General features: G+C 64.8%; 15 protein-coding genes and 2 pseudogenes. 15 read left to right on the top strand and 2 right to left on the bottom strand.

Annotation, left to right across the window (positions count from 1 at the left end; genetic code table 11):
• From V7Q81_RS09635 to def, 8 genes and pseudogenes are all read left to right on the top strand, one after another.
• Positions 1-1,005, top strand: a pseudogene (locus V7Q81_RS09635) (AAA family ATPase); the annotation flags it as partial.
• 59 nt (positions 1,006-1,064) lie between these two features.
• The gene (locus V7Q81_RS09630) at positions 1,065-2,165 is read left to right on the top strand and encodes a cell division protein ZipA C-terminal FtsZ-binding domain-containing protein (protein WP_333842536.1); all 1,101 of its coding nucleotides are present in this window, start codon (positions 1,065-1,067) and stop codon (positions 2,163-2,165) included.
• A 53-nt stretch (positions 2,166-2,218) separates the two neighbouring features.
• The gene (gene ligA / locus V7Q81_RS09625; protein ID WP_333842534.1) at positions 2,219-4,240 is read left to right on the top strand and encodes an NAD-dependent DNA ligase LigA; all 2,022 of its coding nucleotides are present in this window, start codon (positions 2,219-2,221) and stop codon (positions 4,238-4,240) included.
• Between the two features lie 19 nt (positions 4,241-4,259).
• A complete protein-coding gene (gene galU, locus V7Q81_RS09620) occupies positions 4,260-5,171 on the top strand; it encodes a UTP--glucose-1-phosphate uridylyltransferase GalU (RefSeq protein ID WP_333842533.1) in 912 nt (303 codons plus the stop codon).
• A 65-nt stretch (positions 5,172-5,236) separates the two neighbouring features.
• Positions 5,237-5,605, top strand: coding sequence for a DsrE/DsrF/DrsH-like family protein (locus tag V7Q81_RS09615; protein WP_147798263.1), 369 nt, complete (start codon positions 5,237-5,239; stop codon positions 5,603-5,605).
• Positions 5,606-5,614: 9 nt separating this feature from the next.
• A complete protein-coding gene (locus tag V7Q81_RS09610; protein WP_333842541.1) occupies positions 5,615-6,160 on the top strand; it encodes a hypoxanthine-guanine phosphoribosyltransferase in 546 nt (181 codons plus the stop codon).
• Positions 6,161-6,256: 96 nt separating this feature from the next.
• The gene (locus V7Q81_RS09605) at positions 6,257-7,003 is read left to right on the top strand and encodes an S-methyl-5'-thioinosine phosphorylase (protein ID WP_333842529.1); all 747 of its coding nucleotides are present in this window, start codon (positions 6,257-6,259) and stop codon (positions 7,001-7,003) included.
• The gene (def, locus tag V7Q81_RS09600) at positions 6,993-7,526 is read left to right on the top strand and encodes a peptide deformylase (protein WP_333842528.1); all 534 of its coding nucleotides are present in this window, start codon (positions 6,993-6,995) and stop codon (positions 7,524-7,526) included. The genes V7Q81_RS09605 and def overlap by 11 nt, the downstream gene beginning before the upstream one ends.
• A gap of 1 nt (position 7,527) precedes the next feature.
• Here def and V7Q81_RS09595 read toward each other — a convergent pair whose 3' ends face one another.
• Together V7Q81_RS09595 and map are read right to left on the bottom strand one after the other, a co-directional pair.
• A complete protein-coding gene (locus V7Q81_RS09595; RefSeq protein WP_333842527.1) occupies positions 7,528-10,110 on the bottom strand; it encodes a [protein-PII] uridylyltransferase in 2,583 nt (860 codons plus the stop codon).
• A 4-nt stretch (positions 10,111-10,114) separates the two neighbouring features.
• A complete protein-coding gene (map, locus tag V7Q81_RS09590; RefSeq protein ID WP_442954804.1) occupies positions 10,115-10,930 on the bottom strand; it encodes a type I methionyl aminopeptidase in 816 nt (271 codons plus the stop codon).
• A gap of 252 nt (positions 10,931-11,182) precedes the next feature.
• On the opposite strand from map, the gene rpsB reads away from it, so the two are divergent.
• From rpsB to V7Q81_RS09555, 7 genes and pseudogenes are all read left to right on the top strand, one after another.
• Entirely contained in the window at positions 11,183-11,932 is a 750-nt protein-coding gene (gene rpsB, locus V7Q81_RS09585) for a 30S ribosomal protein S2 (protein WP_333842526.1), read from the top strand.
• Between the two features lie 102 nt (positions 11,933-12,034).
• Positions 12,035-12,922 carry a translation elongation factor Ts gene (gene tsf / locus V7Q81_RS09580; RefSeq protein WP_333842524.1) on the top strand — a complete coding sequence of 296 codons (888 nt, stop codon included), beginning with the start codon at positions 12,035-12,037 and terminating at the stop codon, positions 12,920-12,922.
• Between the two features lie 9 nt (positions 12,923-12,931).
• Positions 12,932-13,660 carry a UMP kinase gene (gene pyrH / locus V7Q81_RS09575; RefSeq protein ID WP_333842523.1) on the top strand — a complete coding sequence of 243 codons (729 nt, stop codon included), beginning with the start codon at positions 12,932-12,934 and terminating at the stop codon, positions 13,658-13,660.
• A 35-nt stretch (positions 13,661-13,695) separates the two neighbouring features.
• Complete coding sequence (gene frr, locus V7Q81_RS09570) at positions 13,696-14,253, top strand: ribosome recycling factor (protein WP_333842521.1); 558 nt, start codon at positions 13,696-13,698, stop codon at positions 14,251-14,253.
• Between the two features lie 37 nt (positions 14,254-14,290).
• Positions 14,291-15,064 (top strand): isoprenyl transferase, encoded by a 774-nt coding sequence (locus V7Q81_RS09565; RefSeq protein WP_333842519.1) that lies wholly within the window; start codon positions 14,291-14,293, stop codon positions 15,062-15,064.
• Between the two features lie 57 nt (positions 15,065-15,121).
• Positions 15,122-15,943, top strand: a complete 822-nt coding sequence (locus V7Q81_RS09560; protein ID WP_333842516.1) for a phosphatidate cytidylyltransferase — start codon at positions 15,122-15,124, stop codon at positions 15,941-15,943.
• Positions 15,944-15,948: 5 nt separating this feature from the next.
• Positions 15,949-16,404 (top strand): annotated as a pseudogene (locus V7Q81_RS09555) (hypothetical protein); the annotation flags it as partial.

Below are 16,404 nucleotides of genomic sequence, written 5' to 3'. Positions count from 1 at the left end.
ACTCTGGAGGCCCTCGAAGGAGAGCTGCGTGGGCTCGATTGCACCCCCGTCGAAGCCGCTTTGCAGGCCGCGCTTCAGGCGCGCCAGTCCCGGGAGGAGGCCCTCGTCCAGGCACGGGACGCCCTGGAAGAGGGGAGCGCCCAGCTGCGCTGCCTGGAAGAGAGCCGAATGACCCTAGAGCAGGGGCTTGAGCCCTTGCGCCAGAAACTGGCCGAAACCCAGCTCAAAGAGCAGGAGGCGCGGCTCACGGTAGCCCAATTCGATCAGCAGCTGCGGGAGATGGCCCTCGACGAGGAGGTCTTGGCCACCCAGTTAGGCGACAAGCCCCGAGCCTCGTCTCTCCAGGGGGAAATCACCCGGCTCAACAACGAGATCGCGCAGCTGGGCGCGGTCAATTTGGCGGCACTGGAGGAACTGAAGGGTACCGAGGAACGTAAAGCCTTCTTGGATGCCCAGTCGGAAGATCTGCGGTCCGCAGTGCACACCCTGGAGAATGCCATCCGGCGCATTGACCGAGAGACCCGGGAGCGCCTAATGAGCACCTTCGAGCAAGTGAACAACCACTTGGCCGAGCTGTTTCCCACCCTCTTCGGCGGGGGCCAAGCTCGGCTGATGCTCACCGGAGAGGAAATCCTGGATGCGGGCCTGCAGATCATCGCTCAGCCGCCGGGCAAGAAGAACACTTCCATCCACCTGCTCTCGGGAGGAGAGAAGGCCCTCACCGCCCTCGCTCTGGTGTTCTCCCTGTTCCAGCTCAACCCGGCGCCCTTTTGCCTGCTGGACGAAGTGGATGCGCCGTTAGATGACACCAACACCGAGCGCTTCTGCCAATTAGTGAGGCGCATGGCCCAGCAAACCCAGTTTATCTTCATCAGCCACAATAAGCTCACCATGGAGATCGCCCACCAATTAATCGGCATCACCATGCAGGAGCAAGGGGTCTCCCGGGTCGTGGCGGTGGACGTGGAAGAGGCGATGCGCATGCGGGACGCCGCTGCTGCCTGACCCGGCGTGCCTGCCCGGCGCCTGACACCGGCGCCGCCGGGCATTAACATGGAAACGCGATGAGCGAGCTGCAACTGGGACTGCTGGTGGTGGGGGTGCTGGTGGTGGCGGGCGTGTACCTGTTCAACCGGATTCAGCAGCGCCGACTGCGGCGCCAGGCAGAGCGCGCTTTCGGCAATCGCCACCAGGATGTGCTGCTGCAGTCCCAGCCGTTCAAGGAGCCGGAAGCCCGGGTCGAACCCCGATTGGAGCCGAGGTTGGAGCCGATGCCGGTGGCGGAGAGGCGAACCATGCCGGGCCCAGAACCGGCGCCGGCCCCGGGTTCCTTCCCGCCCGATGCGGCCCTGCTCGACGAAGGTATCGATTTCGTGGCAGAGCTGGCGTTTCCCACACCGATCGAGCCCGCCCGCCTCGCCCCCCTGGTGCAGCGCAAAGCCGAATTCGGCAAGCCGGTCTCGCTTGCAGTCTATGACCCCCAGGAAAACGCCTGGAAGGAAGTCCACTCGGCCATGGGAGGGCACTATGGCCGGGTCCGTGTCGCCTTGCAGCTCTGCGACCGGGACGGGGCAGTGAGCGATGTCATGCTGCGGGGCTTTCGGGACGCCGTCCAGGCCCTGGCCCAGACCCTGGGGGCGCGGGTTGCCATGCCCGATGCCGACGAAGCGGCGGTGCGGGCAGCGCTCTTGGATCAATTCTGCGCTGAGGTGGACGTGGTGATCGGCATCAACGTGGTGAGCCCCAGGGAGCGCCGTTTCCACGGGGCCAAGATCAAGGCCCTGGCCGAGTCCAACGGTTTGAAGCTCACCGCCGACGGCCGTTACACCCTCCTGGACGAGCGGGGAGAGGTTCTGTTCCGGGTGGCCGACATGCAGGCCGTTCCCTTTCGGGCGGACACCTTGTCCCAGATGTCCACCGACGGGCTTACCTTGGAGCTGGACCTTCCCCGGGTGGTGGACGGGTTGGATGCGTTTCGTCAAATGGTGCAACTGGCCCGCACCTTCGCGACCACCCTGGGAGGCGTCATGGTGGACGACAATCGGGTGGCCTTGACCGATGCCGGTCTAGAGAAGATCCGTCAGGAGATCGCCCGCCTCCAGGCTCTGATGCAGGCGCGGCGCATCCCCGCTGGGGGAGAGCTCGCGTTGCGGCTCTTTTCCTAGGCAGGAAGGAAAGCGCGTTTGTCTTGAGGTGGAGCTGCCGCCAGGAGACCTCCATGAAGGCGCCGGCTGAAGCAGTGGCGGAAGCAAAACGGCTCCGGGAGGAGCTCGAGCGGGCCAACTACAACTACTACGTCCTCAATCGGCCCACGATTCCCGACGCGGAATACGACCGCCTGTTCCGGCAGCTCCAGGAACTGGAAGCCCGCTACCCGGAGCTGGCCACTGCCGACTCCCCCACCCAACGGGTGGGGGCGGCACCCGTGGAGGAATTTCCTGAGGTCCGACATGCTGTGCCCATGCTTTCTCTCAACAACGCCTTCGACGACGAGGAGGTGAGGGCTTTCGACCGACGGGTGCGGGAGACGCTCGGCGTCGAGCGAGTGGAGTACGAAGTGGAGCCTAAGTTCGATGGTCTGGCGGTGAGCCTCACTTACCGGGAGGGCGTCTTCGTCCAGGGCGCGACCCGAGGCGACGGCTACACGGGAGAGGACGTGACCAGCAACCTGCGCACGGTGCGGGCCATCCCCTTGCGGCTGCAGGCGAAGGCGCCGCCCGCGCTCCTGGAGGTGCGGGGTGAAGTGCTCATGTTCAAGGCCGACTTCGACAAGCTCAACGCCGAACAACAGGCCCGCGGGGAGCGCCCCTTCGCCAACCCGCGCAACGCTGCCGCTGGATCCCTGCGTCAGCTGGATCCCCGCGTCACCGCCAGGCGGCCTCTGACCTTTTTCGCCTACGGGATCGGCCGGGTGGAGGGAGAGGCTATCCCCCGGGACCGGCAGAGCCGGCTCCTCGACTACCTGGAGGGCCTGCGCATCCCCGTCTCTCCGATCCGGGAAGTGGTGGCCGGGGTGGAGGGGCTCTTAGGCTTCTATCGCAGGCTGCTCGAGCAACGCGACGGCCTACCCTATGAAACGGACGGGGTGGTCTACAAGGTGGACCGGCTGGACTATCAGGAGCGCCTGGGCTTTGTATCTCGTGCACCCCGGTTCGCCCTCGCCCACAAGTTTCCCGCCCAGGAGGAGATGACCCAGCTCCTGGACATCGAGGTGCAGGTGGGCCGTACCGGCGCCCTGACGCCGGTGGCCAGGTTAAAGCCCGTGCAAGTGGGCGGGGTGACGGTGACCAGCGCCACCCTGCACAACGAGGATGAGATCCGCCGCAAGGACATCCGCATTGGGGACTGGGTGATCGTGCGCCGGGCCGGGGATGTAATTCCGGAGGTGGTAGCGGTGGTGCCGGAGAAGCGTCCCGCCCACGCCCGGCGCTTCGTCATGCCCTCCCGTTGCCCTGCGTGCGGCTCGGCCGTGGTGCGACTTCCGGACGAGGCTATTGCCCGCTGCAGCGGCGGCCTGGTATGCCCCGCCCAGCGCAAGCAGGCCCTCCTGCACTTCGCCAGCCGCCGGGCTCTGGACATCGAAGGCCTGGGCGAGAAACTGGTGGATCAGCTGGTGGATACGGGGCTGGTCAAAACCCCCGCGGACCTGTTCCACCTGACCGAGGAGCAGCTCGCGGCCCTTCCCCGCATGGGGCGCAAGTCGGCGCAGAATCTGCTCGAGGCCCTGCGACGCAGCCGCGAAAACGCCACCCTAGCGCGGTTCATCTACGCCCTGGGCATCCGCCACGTGGGGGAGAGCACGGCGCGGGATCTGGCCCGGCACTTCGGCAGCCTGGAGGCCCTCATGAAGGCAGGCGAAGAGGAGATCATGGAGGTGCCCGACGTGGGGCCCGTGGTGGCGAAGAGCATCCACCAGTTCTTCGCCGAGCGCCACAACCGGGAGGTGATCGAGCGCCTGCGGCCCTTCTACGGCCATTGCTGGCGCACGGAGACGCCGCGGGCGAGGGCGCAGAAGTTTGCCGGCAAGACCTTCGTGCTGACCGGAACCCTGGCTAGCATGACCCGGGAGGAGGCCAAGGAGCGGATCGAAGCCTTGGGCGGAAAGGTGACCGGCAGTGTCTCCCGCAATACCGATTACCTGGTGGTGGGAACCGACCCGGGATCCAAGTACGCTCGGGCACGGGAGCTCGGTGTCGCTATTCTGGACGAGGACGCCTTCTTGGAACTGTTGCGCGCTTGAAAGTAAACGGAGGTATCTCATGGCCCAGATCACCAAGGCGGTGTTTCCCGTCGCCGGCTTGGGCACCCGCTTCCTGCCGGCCACTAAGGCAAGCCCCAAGGAAATGCTGCCCATCGTGGACAAGCCCCTCATCCAGTACGCCGTGGAGGAAGCCGCTGCCGCCGGGATCACCCAAATGATCTTCGTCACCGGCCGCAACAAGCGGGCCATCGAAGACCATTTCGACAAGAATTACGAGCTGGAGGCGGAGCTGGAGGCCCGCGGAAAGCAATCACTGCTGGAGGAAGTGCGGCGCGCCATCCCGAGCGGCATCACTTGCATCTACCTCCGACAGGTGGACGCCTTGGGGCTCGGGCATGCCGTCCTGTGCGCTCGTCCCGTGGTGGGGGAAGAACCGTTCGCGGTGCTTCTTGCGGATGACTTAATCGACGCACAGCCGCCGGTCCTGCAGCAGATGAAGGAGCTCTTCCTGGAAGCCCGCTGCTCGGTGTTGGGGGTGCAGCGGGTCGCGCCGGCGGACACCGGCCAATACGGCATCGTGAAGATCGACCCAGGCGAGGGCAAAGCGCGGCGCATCCGCGGCATTGTGGAGAAGCCGCCGCCCGGTGCAGCCCCGTCCACCTTGGGCGTGGTGGGGCGCTACATTCTGACCCCCCGGATCTTTCACCACCTGGAAGGGCTCAAGCCCGGCGCGGGCGGCGAGATTCAGCTGACCGACGGCATCGCTGCGTTAGCCCGGGAGGAGCCCGTAATGGCGTTCGAGTTCGACGGCGTGCGCTTCGATTGCGGCAGCAAGCTGGGTTATCTTCAGGCCACGGTGGCCTATGGACTGAAGCACGGGGAGGTCGGCCAGGCCTTTGCCGGCTACCTGGCCGGGCTTGCCAGCCTCCGGGACGTGCCGGGCGCAGTCCTGGCGCGGGGGCGGGAATGAGATAAAGGAATCATGATAAGCTAATATAGTGATCTGGTTCCACACACCCTGTTGGGGAGATGCCCATGCCGAACAAGCTAATGATCGTGATGGTCAACACGGACCCGAGCGACGGCCCCGAGCTGGGGGCACCGTTCTTTCAAGCCACCGTGGCCGCCGCCATGGACTACGAGGTAGAAGTCATCCTCACCGCCCGGGCGGGAGAGCTGGCGAAGAAAGGTGTGGCGGAAAAACTCTACGTCAAGCCCGGCTCCCCCAAGAGCGTGTACGATTTCATCAAAGACGCCCACGAGGCGGGGGTGCATTTCAAGGTGTGCACGCCGACCCTTGAACTGTGGGGAGACGACCTGATCCCCGAGATCGAGGAGACGGTGGGCGGGGCCTACGTGATCGAGCAAGCGATGGACGAGAACGTGGTCACTTTCACCTATTGAGGGCTTAAGCTGGATCCGCAACGCGCCCGTCAGATCCTGAGCCAAGCCGAACTGGTGTGGTCCGCCGAGGAGGTGGGGGCGGCGGTGCGGCGGCTCGCCCGAGAAATCACCAGCGCGCTGGCAGAGCGCTATCCCCTGGTGCTTCCTGTGATGGGCGGGGCGGTGGTGTTCACCGGCCAGCTTCTGCCGTTGCTCGACTTCCCGCTGGATTTCGACACTCTTTATGTCTCCCGCTACCGGGGAAAGACCTCGGGAGCCGACGTTGAGTGGCGTATCGAGCCACCGGAGCGCACCCGGGGGCGCGTAGTGCTGGTGCTGGACGACATCTTAGACGAGGGGGAGACCCTGGCGGCCATCCGGGCACGCATCTTGGAAGCGGGGGCCCAGGCTTTCTACAGCGCGGTGCTGGCGGACAAGGACATCGGCCGGGAGAAGCCCATCCGAGCCGACTTCGTGGGGCTGCGGGTGCCTAATCGCTATGTTTTCGGCTTCGGCATGGACGTCTACGGCGTCTGGCGCAACCTCCCCGCCATCTACGCCCTGGCGGAGCGCTGAAGGCCATTCCCTTTACCGACGCCGGCTGGGCCGATACTATGCGGCTCCTTGACCTGGCATTGGCTATCTCCCGGGAGAGAAGGGTTCGCTAATCCCATGTTGGCGATCATCGGCGGATCGGGGCTTTCCACCCTGCCCAACCTGCAGATCAGGGGGCGTAAGGTCGTGCGCACCCCCTACGGGGAGCCGTCCTGTCCCCTTACCTTCGGCACCATTCGGGACCGGCCGGTGGTGTTCCTCGCCCGCCACGGCTACGGCCACACCATCCCGCCCCACGCGGTGAACTATCGCGCCAACCTGTGGGCTCTGCAGGCGGAGAAGGTGCGGACGGTGGTGTCGGTGGCATCGGTGGGAGGCATCCGCCGGGATCTCACCCCTGGCACGATCGTCATCCCCGACCAGATCATCGATTACACTCACGGTCGGGCCTTCACCTTTTATGAGTCCGACGCGACCCCGGTCACCCACGTCGACTTTACCCATCCCTATTGCGAGCGCACCCGGGCCTTGTGCATCGAGGCGGCGCGGCGGGCGGGAGAACCGGTGGTAGTGGGGGGCGTATACGCAGCTACCCAAGGCCCGCGGCTGGAAACCGCCGCGGAAATCAACCGCCTGGAACGGGACGGGGCAGACATGGTCGGAATGACCGGGATGCCGGAGGCGGCCTTGGCCCGGGAGCTCGGCTTGAGCTACGCGGCCCTTGCGGTGGTGGCCAACTACGCCGCCGGCCGGGCAGATAGCGCCGAGGGCATTCGGATGGAAGAGGTGGCCAAGGTGCTCAGGGGGGCCATGGCCCGGGTGCGCAACATTCTGGAGCACGTGGTGGAAGCGTATGACGGCTAGGCAAGTCTTGCGCATGGGAGACGCCCGGCTGCTCGTGCCGGCGCGTCCCGTGGAGCGGTTCGACACTGCCGAGCTCCACGCCTTGGTGCAGGATCTCCTGGATACCATGCGGGCGTTGAACGGGGCAGGCATCGCCGCGCCCCAGATCGGCGTTGGGCTTCAAGTGGTGATCTTCGAAGTGACTCAGAACCCCCGCTACCCCGGTGTGGAAGAGGTGCCCCTCACGGTACTGGTGAATCCCGAGATCGTGGTGGTGGACGAGACCCTGGAAGAGGGCTGGGAGGGTTGCCTGTCGGTGCCGGGAATGCGAGGGCTGGTGCCCCGCTATCGCAGCGTCCGCTACCGAGGCCACGATGCCCGGGGCAACCCCATCGATCGCACGGTAAGCGGCTTTCACGCCCGGGTCGTACAGCACGAGTGCGATCACCTCCGGGGGATTCTCTATCCCATGCGCATCCGCGACTTCACCAAGTTCGGCTTCACCGACGTCCTTTTTCCGCAACTGGCCGGCATCGAGGCGTAGCTCAGGCCTTTAGCGCTTCCAGCAGATCGGTCTCCAGGCGCACCACCGCCTTGTCGTCAAGGAGCTTTCCTCCTGAGATGAGGAAGGTGTCCTCCGCCCGCTCCCCTAGGGTGGTGATGCGGGCGCTTTCCACGTTGACCCCATGGTCGTGTAACACCCGGGCGACACGGGAAAGCAGCCCCGTGCGGTCCCCCGCCACGATGGACAGGATGTGGTGGCGCCCGTAGTCATCAGGCCGGATGTGGACCTGGGGGACGATGGGAAAGTGCTTCATTTGCCGGCTGACACGCCCGAGGGGCGGAGGCGGTGCGGCGGGCCCTTCCAGGGCTCGGCTCACCTCGTATTCCAGGTAGCTGGTGAGGTCCCGGTAAGACAGGGACTTGTTCTCGGGGTCCAGCACCAGGAAGCTATCCAGGGCATAGCCGTGGCGGGTGGTGTAGATCTTCGCCTCGGCGATGGAAAAACCGATTCGAGCGAAGCAGTCGCAGAGACGGGCAAAAAGGCGGGGCTGGTCTGGGCAATAGACGAGGACCTGGATACCTTCAGCGCCGGGGGCGAGCCGGGCCTTGACCACCGGGGACGGCGTGTCTACCCGGTAGTTGAGGAGTCGAGTGTGCCAGGCGATCTCCTCCGGGGTATGGCGCAGGAAATAAGCAACGTCCAGTTTGGACCAAAGGCGCTCGTGGGCTGCGTCCGGCACTGCCGCCAGACGCAGCTGGCGCAGCGCCTCGTCCTGCCGCGCTTCCAGCAAACTGGCAGGGGGAGGCGCCTGCCCGGAGAGGTGCCGCCGAGTCAGGTGAAAGAGATCCTCCAGCAGCCTGGCTTTCCACGCGTTCCACACCTTGGGGCTGGTGCCGCGGATGTCGGCCACAGTGAGTAGGTACAGGGCGGTAAGCCGCCGGTCGGTGCCCACCCGTTGGGCAAAACGGGCGATCACTTCCGGGTCCGAGAGATCCTGCTTCTGGGCGGTGTGAGACATCATCAAGTGGTGCCGCACCAACCATTCCACCAGCTCCGCGTCTTCCGGAGAAAGAGAATGGCGACGGCAGAAACGCCGCGCCTCGAGGGCACCCAGGCTGGAGTGATCGCCCCCTCGCCCCTTGGCGATATCGTGGAACAAGGCGGCCAGGTACAGCACTTCAGGGCGCTCGAACTCGGCCATCAGACGGCTGCAGAGAGGATATTCGTGGGCGAATTCGGTGACCGCAAAGCGGCGCAGATTGCGTACCACCATGAGGATGTGCTCGTCCACGGTGTAGACGTGATAGAGGTCGTGCTGCATCTGGCCCACGATGCGGCCAAAGGCCGGGATGTAGAGCCCGAGCACTCCGTAGCGGTTCATGCGGCGCAGCTCCCGGGTGATCCCGGCCGGCTGGCGCAGGATTTCCATGAAGAGCCGCGGGCTGTCCGGATCCCGGCGCAACCGCGCTCCCACTTCTCCCACGGCCCGCCACAGGGCCCGCAGGGTTTGGGCGTCGCGGCCCTGGATTTCCCGGTGCTGCTGCAGGAGGAGGAAGCTCTCCAGGATGGCACTCGGATGCTTGAGGAAGACCTCCGGGTCACGCGCCTGGAGCAGCCCATTTGTTACCTGGAAGCGCTCGTTGAGTACCTGGGGCTCTCCGGACGATGGTGGATTGATCCGGGCCTCCAGGTCGAGGAGCAGGATGACGTTGAGCTGAGCTACCACCCGGGCGGCCCGGTAGTAGCGTTGCATCAGGAGCTCCCCTGCCCGCCGCACTCCCCGATCGCTTAGCCCCAGTTCCCTGGCGAGGGCCGTCTGGAAGTCGAAGAGGAGCCGGTCCTCCCGACGCCCGGCCAGATAATGGAGCCGGATGCGCAGGTCTTTCAGCTTCGCTTCCTGGCGCCTTAGCTGCCGCGCCTCCTCCTCTGAAAGGAGGCCCTTGTGCACCAGATCCCGCCAGCTCCTGCCCAGGCCGCAGGCTTGGGCGATCCATAGGATGGTTTGGAGGTCGCGCAATCCGCCTGGACTCTCCTTCAGGTTAGGTTCCAGGTTGGTGGAGGCGTCGTGGTAGCGCTGGTGGCGTTGCTCTTGCTCCAGGCGCTTGGCCTGAAGGAATGCTGCCGGGTCCAGGATGGCTGCGAGGGATGTCTTTAGCCGCTGGAACAGGGTGCGGTTGCCTGCCAGCCAGCGCGCCTCCAGGAGAGTGGTTTCGATGGTGATGTCCCGGCGCGCCTGTTCCAGGCACTCGTCTACGGTGCGTACGCTGTGGGCCGTGTCCAGGCCCACGTCCCATAGGGCACCCACGAACCGTTCCAGGGCGGGGGCGAGGGCTGCGTCCTCCGGCGCGGGCAGCAGCACCAGTACGTCCACGTCGGAATAGGGGAAGAGTTCTCCGCGGCCATAGCCGCCCACCGCCGCAAGGGCCAGGGTGGAGGGCATGGCGAGCCGCTGCCACAACTTGCGCAGCACCTGATCGACCAGCCGGGCGTGCCGGCGCAAGGCCCAACCGGGGTGGGGACGCTGCCGGTAGGCTTCCCGCAGCCGCTCCCGCTCCCTGGCGAGTTCCCGTTTCAGGTCGAGGAGGTGCACCGCCGGGACCGGAGCCTCCGGGCGCGCGGCCATGAGCTCAATCGAGAGGCGGCTCCGGCGGGGCGCCGGGGGAGAGGGTCAGGACTTCGTAGCCCCGCTCGGTCACCAGCACGGTGTGTTCCCACTGGGCAGAGAGGCTGTGGTCCTTGGTGACCACGGTCCATCCGTCCGCGAGCTGGCGCACCCCGGGCCTGCCGGCATTGATCATGGGCTCGATGGTAAAGGTCATCCCCGGCACGAGTTTCATGCCAGTGCCCGGGCGTCCGTAGTGCAGTACCTGAGGCTCCTCGTGAAACTTGCGTCCGATGCCGTGGCCGCAAAACTCCCGCACCACACTGAAGCCGTGGCTTTCGGCGTGGGTCTGGATCGCATGCCCGATGTCCCCCAGGTGGCGCCCCGGAGCCACGGCCCGGATGCCGCGCCACATGCACTCGTAGGTGACTTGGCACAGCCGCCGTGCCAGGATCGATGGCTCCCCTACGAAGAACATGCGGCTGGTGTCCCCGTGGAATCCGTCCTTGATCACCGTGACGTCGATGTTGACGATGTCGCCGGACTTCAGCTTGCGCTCTCCAGGAACCCCATGGCACACCTGATGGTTGACGGAAGTGCAGATGGATTTGGGAAAGGGGGGGTAGCCTGGCGGTGCGTAATTGAGGGGCGCGGGAACGGTCTTCTGCACCTTGACCATGTATTCATGGCACAAGGCGTCCAGCTCGCCGGTGGTCACGCCCGGTTTCACGTAGGGAGTGATGAAATCCAGCACCTCGGCCGCAAGGCGCCCGGCGAGGCGCATGCCCTCGATTTCCTCCGGGGTCTTGATCACGACTGCGCTGCGCGCCGGCATGTCCATAAAGCGAAACCCTCGGCCCCCAAGGCGAGGACCCTTTCGTCCGTTGACAAGCCAGTAGGATAGAAGATCGATCCGGTGCTGACAACGAAAAGTGTTGTTGCCTTGAGAGGCCCGCAGTTTTGATGTTAAAATGCGAAATTCGCCCAAGATATTGTTTACGGGACGAAATTCGCACACCCGCCCCGCGAGGGTGCTCGGCGCGGCCGAGTCGACTGGGCGGGTGGAGGATTAACCCTTGCCGACGGAGATCCCATGTCGATCACCATGCGTCAAATGCTGGAGGCGGGCGTCCATTTCGGGCACCAGACCCGCTACTGGAACCCGAAGATGGCCCCCTACATCTTCGGTCACCGCAACCGCATCCATATCATCAACCTGGAAAAAACCCTGCCCCTCTACCTGGAGGCCACCGCCTACGTACGGCGGCTTGCCGCTAACAAGGGCACTATCCTCTTCGTGGGAACCAAGCGCCAGGCGCGTGAGATCATCCGCGAAGAGGCAATCCGTTGCGGTAGCCCCTACGTGGACTATCGCTGGCTGGGCGGGATGCTTACCAACTTCAAGACGGTGAAACAGTCGGTGAAGCGGCTGCGGGAGCTCGAGGCCATGGTGGAGGACGGCTCCATGGAACGGCTACCGAAGAAGGAGGCGTTGCGGCTCAGGCGGGAACTGGACAAGCTGGAACGCAGCCTCGGTGGCATCAAAGACATGAATACGCTTCCGGACGCCCTCTTCGTGGTAGACGTGGGATTCCACAAGATCGCTGTGTCGGAAGCCAATAAGCTGGGTATCCCAGTGGTGGCGGTGGTGGACACTAACCATTCGCCGGAAGGCATTGCCTACGTGATTCCGGGCAACGATGACTCGGCCCGGGCGATCCGCCTCTATGCTCGCGGCATTGCCGATGCTGTCCTGGAGGGGCGCAGCCAGATTGTCAAGGAGCTGGTCGAGGACGAGTTTGTGGAGGTGGACAGTCCCGAGGCAACGCCGCAAGAAGAATGAAGAAAGACGAAGGGAAGAGGGGGCGGAAAGCCCCCTTTTTTTGAGGTTCGCAGCTGAGGGTGGCCTGAGGTCACCCACGATTCCGGAGGTCAGGAGCGAAACATGGCGGAAATCACCGCAAGCATGGTCAAGGAACTACGCGACAAGACCGACGCGCCCATGATGGAGTGCAAGAAGGCCCTCGCCGAGGCGGACGGGAACATGGCCAAGGCGGAAGAAATCCTGCGCATCAAACTGGGCAACAAGGCCACCAAGGCCGCCAGCCGCGTCGCCGCCGAGGGCATCGTCGCCGTGCATCTGAGTCCCGATGCCCGGCTCGGGTCTATCGTCGAAGTTAATTGCGAAACTGATTTTGTGGCCAAAAACGAGGACTTCCAGTCTTTCGCCACCCGGCTCGCCGCCCTGGTAACGCAGCACAATCCTCCCGATGTGGAGACGCTTCTGCATCTGCCCTTCGATGGGGCCACGGTGGAGGAGAGGCGCAAGGCATTGGTGGGGCGCATAGGGGAGAACATCGCCGTGCGCCGCTTCGCTCGACTCGAGGCGAAAGGCCGGCTCGCTTCCTACGTCCATGCCGGGGCCAAGATCGGCGTATTGGTGGACGTTGCCGGTGGCGATGAAGCCCTGGCCAAAGATTTGGCGATGCATATCGCCGCTTCCAAGCCCATCGCCCTATCCCGCGAGCAGGTACCGGCGGAGCTGATCCAGAGAGAGCGGGATATTGCCGTCGCCAAAGCAACCGAATCGGGCAAGCCCGCCGCCATCGTGGAAAAGATGGTAGAAGGCGCGGTGCAGAAGTTTCTCCGTGAAGTGACGCTGCTCGGACAGCCGTTCGTGAAGGATGACAAGCGCACGGTGGAATCCCTGCTTAAGGAAAAGGGCGCCTCGGTGGCCGGGTACGTCCTGTTTGTCGTGGGGGAGGGCATTGAGAAGAAGCAGTCTAATTTCGCCGCCGAGGTGATGGCCCAGGCCGCCCAGGCGGCCCGCTGAGCGCTACTGATGGACACCCCCGCGCCGCGCCCGGCCTATAAGCGCATCCTGCTCAAGTTGAGCGGGGAGGCGCTCATGGGCGAGGACAGCTACGGCATCAACCGTGCCACCATCGAGCGCATCGTCTCCGAAATCAAGGAAGTGGCGGTGCTTGGCGTGCAGATCGCGGTGGTGATCGGCGGCGGCAACATCTTCCGCGGAGTGGCCCCCGCCGCCTCCGGCATGGATCGGGCCACCGCCGACTACATTGGCATGCTCGCCACGGTGATGAACGCCCTGGCGCTGCAGGACGCCATGCGCCGCGTGGGCTTGCCGAGCCGGGTGCAGTCGGCTCTGAACATCGAGCAGGTGGCAGAGCCTTACATCCGCGGCAAGGCCATGCGCTACCTGGAAGAAGGGAAGATAGTGATCTTCGCCGCAGGCACGGGCAATCCCTTCTTCACCACCGACACGGCGGCGGCGCTACGAGGCATGGAAATGAACGTGGACGTGGTGCTAAAGGCAACCAAGGTGGACGGAGTCTACACCGAAGACCCGATGGTCCACCCCGACGCCATGCGCTACCAGCGCCTGACTTTCGACGAGGCCATCATCCGCAACCTCAAGGTGATGGACGCCACTGCCCTCACTTTGTGCCGCGACCAGAGGCTGCCGGTCAAGGTGTTCAGCATTTTCAAGCCAGGGGCACTCAAGCGCGTGGTGATGGGCGAGGACGAGGGAACCTTGGTCGAGTGCTGACGACCGCCTCGCCTATAGCCAAGAAGGAATGAGCCATGATCGCCGATGTGAAAAAGACTGCAGATCACAAGATGCACAAGAGCGTGGAGGCATTGAAAGCCGAGTTCTCCAAGGTGCGTACGGGACGTGCCCATACGGGCCTACTGGAGCACATCACAGTGGACTACTACGGGGCGCCCACACCCCTCAACCAGGTGGCCAACTTGACGTTGCTCGATGCCCGCACCATTGGCGTTACTCCTTGGGAAAAGCACATGTTGCCTAAGATCGAGAAGGCCATCCGGGATTCTGACCTGGGGCTCAATCCGGCCACAGTGGGCGACACGGTGCGGGTGCCCATGCCACCCCTCACCGAAGAGCGCCGCCGGGAGTTGATCAAGGTAGTGCGGCACGAAGCGGAGAGTGCACGGGTGGCCATCCGCAACGTGCGCCGCGACGCCATTGCCCAGCTCAAGGAGCTGCTCAAGGAGAAGAAAATCTCCGAGGACGAAGAGCGGCGTGCCCAGGACGAGATCCAGAAACTCACTGACCGCTACATCGCCGAGGTGGACAAGATCCTGCAAGGGAAAGAAACCGACCTGTTGGCCGTCTAGGCCAGAGTCGCTTTCGCGTGACTCATGAAAGGAACCCATGAGCGAGCACCAGAGCAGCACGTTGAGCATCCCGCCGGTGGGCGCCATCCCCCGGCATATCGCCGTGATCATGGACGGCAACGGCCGCTGGGCGCGACGGCGTTTCTTGCCCCGGGTGGCCGGTCACCGCAAGGGAATGGAGGCGGTGCGCGCAACGGTGCGCGCTTGCGGCGAACTGGGCGTCGAATACCTCACGCTGTTCGCCTTCAGCAGCGAGAACTGGCGTCGGCCCAAGGAGGAAGTCAACTTCCTCATGCAGCTTTTCGTGAGCATGCTGGAGCAGGAGGTGATGAAGCTGCGGGACAATGGCATCCGGCTAAAAGTGGTGGGCAGCCGGGAGCGCTTGGAGGAGCGGCTAGTGCGGCTGATCGAGCAGGCAGAGACCCTCACCCGGGACAACCGGAAGCTCACCCTCACCGTAGCGGTCAACTACGGCGGACGCTGGGACATCATCCAGGCAGTGCAGCGCATGCTGCAGGCGCAGCCGGAGCTCGCGACCCAGTTCGGGGAAACCGATCTCGCGCCCTACCTCGCCATGAGCTACGCGCCCGAGCCGGATCTGTTCATCCGCACCGGCGGAGAGCAGCGGGTGAGCAATTTCTTGCTGTGGCAGCTCGCCTATACCGAACTCTACTTCACCGATATCCTGTGGCCCGACTTCGACGCTCGGGCGCTGCACCAGGCGATCCTCTGGTATCAGCAGAGGGAACGACGGTTCGGCCGCACGAGCGAGCAATTGGCCGAGACCCTAGAGCGGCGCAAACCCGCTTAGCAGGCTTGCCGAGGCGGGATGCCGGCCCATTCCGTCCGGCGCTTTGACCGTCGAAGGATGCTCGCGTCTCGACTCCTCACGGCCGCTGCGCTCCTTGGCCTGTTCCTGACCGCCTTGTTTTTCTTCCCGCCCTCTGCCTGGACCGCTCTGATCGCTGGCACCGTCGCCCTGGCCGCGTGGGAATGGTGGGCCCTCGTTGGAGCGAGAGCGGGCAGCAGGTTCGTCTATGCCGTCAGCATCGGCAGCCTGGTGGCCCTGTTGGGCTGGGTGGAAAAAGGTCAGGGTGGGACGCTTTCCTGGATAGTGTTCGCCGCCGCAAGTATGTTCTGGCTGGTGGCGGTGCCTGCCTGGTTCGCTCGAGGCTGGCCGCGGCTTCCTCTGCCCCTGCTGCTCGGTACCGGCGTCCTGGTGCTCGCACCGGCGGGTGTAGCCGCGATAGTCCTCAGGGAGGAGAGCCCGGCTGGGCTGCTGCTCGTGCTAGCTGCCGTCTGGGTGGCCGATAGTGCCGCCTACTTGGTGGGACGGCGCTGGGGGCGGCGCAAGCTCGCCCCCGCCATCAGTCCCGCTAAGACGTGGGAAGGGGTGATCGGTGCCTTAGTGGCAGTGACCTTGGGTAGTGCCCTGATCCAACTGGCGGGAGCGGAGCGCGTATTCTGGGCCGAAGGCCTTTGGATTACACTGGTACTACCAGCTTTGGCGGCGGTGAGCGTGCTGGGCGATTTGTTCGAGTCTGCCGTCAAGCGGCACGCGGGCGTGAAGGACAGCGGCACCCTTCTTCCCGGCCATGGCGGCGTACTGGATCGGGTGGACAGCCTGACGGCGGCATTGCCGTTGGCAGGCCTGCTCGCGGGGTTCGCCCGCCCCATCAGCGGCCTTTGAAGACCATGGAACCGATCGACGAATCCCTGCAACCAGCTATTCTTCCTTGCTCGGATGAGCGCTGCAGCCGGATACCCCGCAGCGTGGTCGTGCTCGGCTCCACCGGCAGCATCGGGCTCAATACCTTGGACGTGGTAGCCCGCAATCCCGAGCGATTCAGGGTGCTGGCGCTGGCAGCGAAGCAGCGGGTGGATCGTCTGTTCGAGCAATGCCGGATCTTCCGACCCGCCTATGCGGTGCTGCGCGAAGCGGGCGACGCGCGGCGCCTGGCGGCGTTGCTGCAAGAGGCGAGCCTCGCCACGCAGGTGCTGTGGGGAGAAGAGGCATTCGCCCAGGTGGCTGGCGCGCCGGAAGCGGACGTAGTGGTGGCGGGGATTGTGGGGGCGGCCGGACTCAAGTCTGCCATGGCGGCAGCCTGCGCCGGGAAAACGGTGCTGCTCGCCAACAAGGAGGCGCTGGTG

It is taken from the genome of Pelomicrobium sp., from assembly GCF_036803785.1.
Lineage (GTDB): Bacteria > Pseudomonadota > Gammaproteobacteria > Burkholderiales > UBA6910 > Pelomicrobium.
The sequence above is the reverse complement of the archived record's forward strand: the minus strand, read 5'-3'. Positions and strand labels throughout refer to the sequence as shown.

Excerpts from the sequence above, each read along its gene's own strand:
- frr (WP_333842521.1), top strand. The coding sequence starts at position 13,696 with ATGATCGCCGATGTGAAAAAGACTGCAGATCACAAGATGCACAAGAGC.
- V7Q81_RS09565 (WP_333842519.1), top strand. The coding sequence starts at position 14,291 with ATGAGCGAGCACCAGAGCAGCACGTTGAGCATCCCGCCGGTGGGCGCC.
- V7Q81_RS09605 (WP_333842529.1), top strand. The coding sequence starts at position 6,257 with ATGTTGGCGATCATCGGCGGATCGGGGCTTTCCACCCTGCCCAACCTG.
- def (WP_333842528.1), top strand. The coding sequence starts at position 6,993 with ATGACGGCTAGGCAAGTCTTGCGCATGGGAGACGCCCGGCTGCTCGTG.
- V7Q81_RS09595 (WP_333842527.1), bottom strand. The coding sequence starts at position 10,110 with ATGGCCGCGCGCCCGGAGGCTCCGGTCCCGGCGGTGCACCTCCTCGAC.
- pyrH (WP_333842523.1), top strand. The coding sequence starts at position 12,932 with ATGGACACCCCCGCGCCGCGCCCGGCCTATAAGCGCATCCTGCTCAAG.
- V7Q81_RS09560 (WP_333842516.1), top strand. The coding sequence starts at position 15,122 with ATGCTCGCGTCTCGACTCCTCACGGCCGCTGCGCTCCTTGGCCTGTTC.
- ligA (WP_333842534.1), top strand. The coding sequence starts at position 2,219 with ATGAAGGCGCCGGCTGAAGCAGTGGCGGAAGCAAAACGGCTCCGGGAG.
- tsf (WP_333842524.1), top strand. The coding sequence starts at position 12,035 with ATGGCGGAAATCACCGCAAGCATGGTCAAGGAACTACGCGACAAGACC.
- rpsB (WP_333842526.1), top strand. The coding sequence starts at position 11,183 with ATGTCGATCACCATGCGTCAAATGCTGGAGGCGGGCGTCCATTTCGGG.
- V7Q81_RS09630 (WP_333842536.1), top strand. The coding sequence starts at position 1,065 with ATGAGCGAGCTGCAACTGGGACTGCTGGTGGTGGGGGTGCTGGTGGTG.
- map (WP_442954804.1), bottom strand. The coding sequence starts at position 10,930 with ATGGACATGCCGGCGCGCAGCGCAGTCGTGATCAAGACCCCGGAGGAA.
- galU (WP_333842533.1), top strand. The coding sequence starts at position 4,260 with ATGGCCCAGATCACCAAGGCGGTGTTTCCCGTCGCCGGCTTGGGCACC.
- V7Q81_RS09615 (WP_147798263.1), top strand. The coding sequence starts at position 5,237 with ATGCCGAACAAGCTAATGATCGTGATGGTCAACACGGACCCGAGCGAC.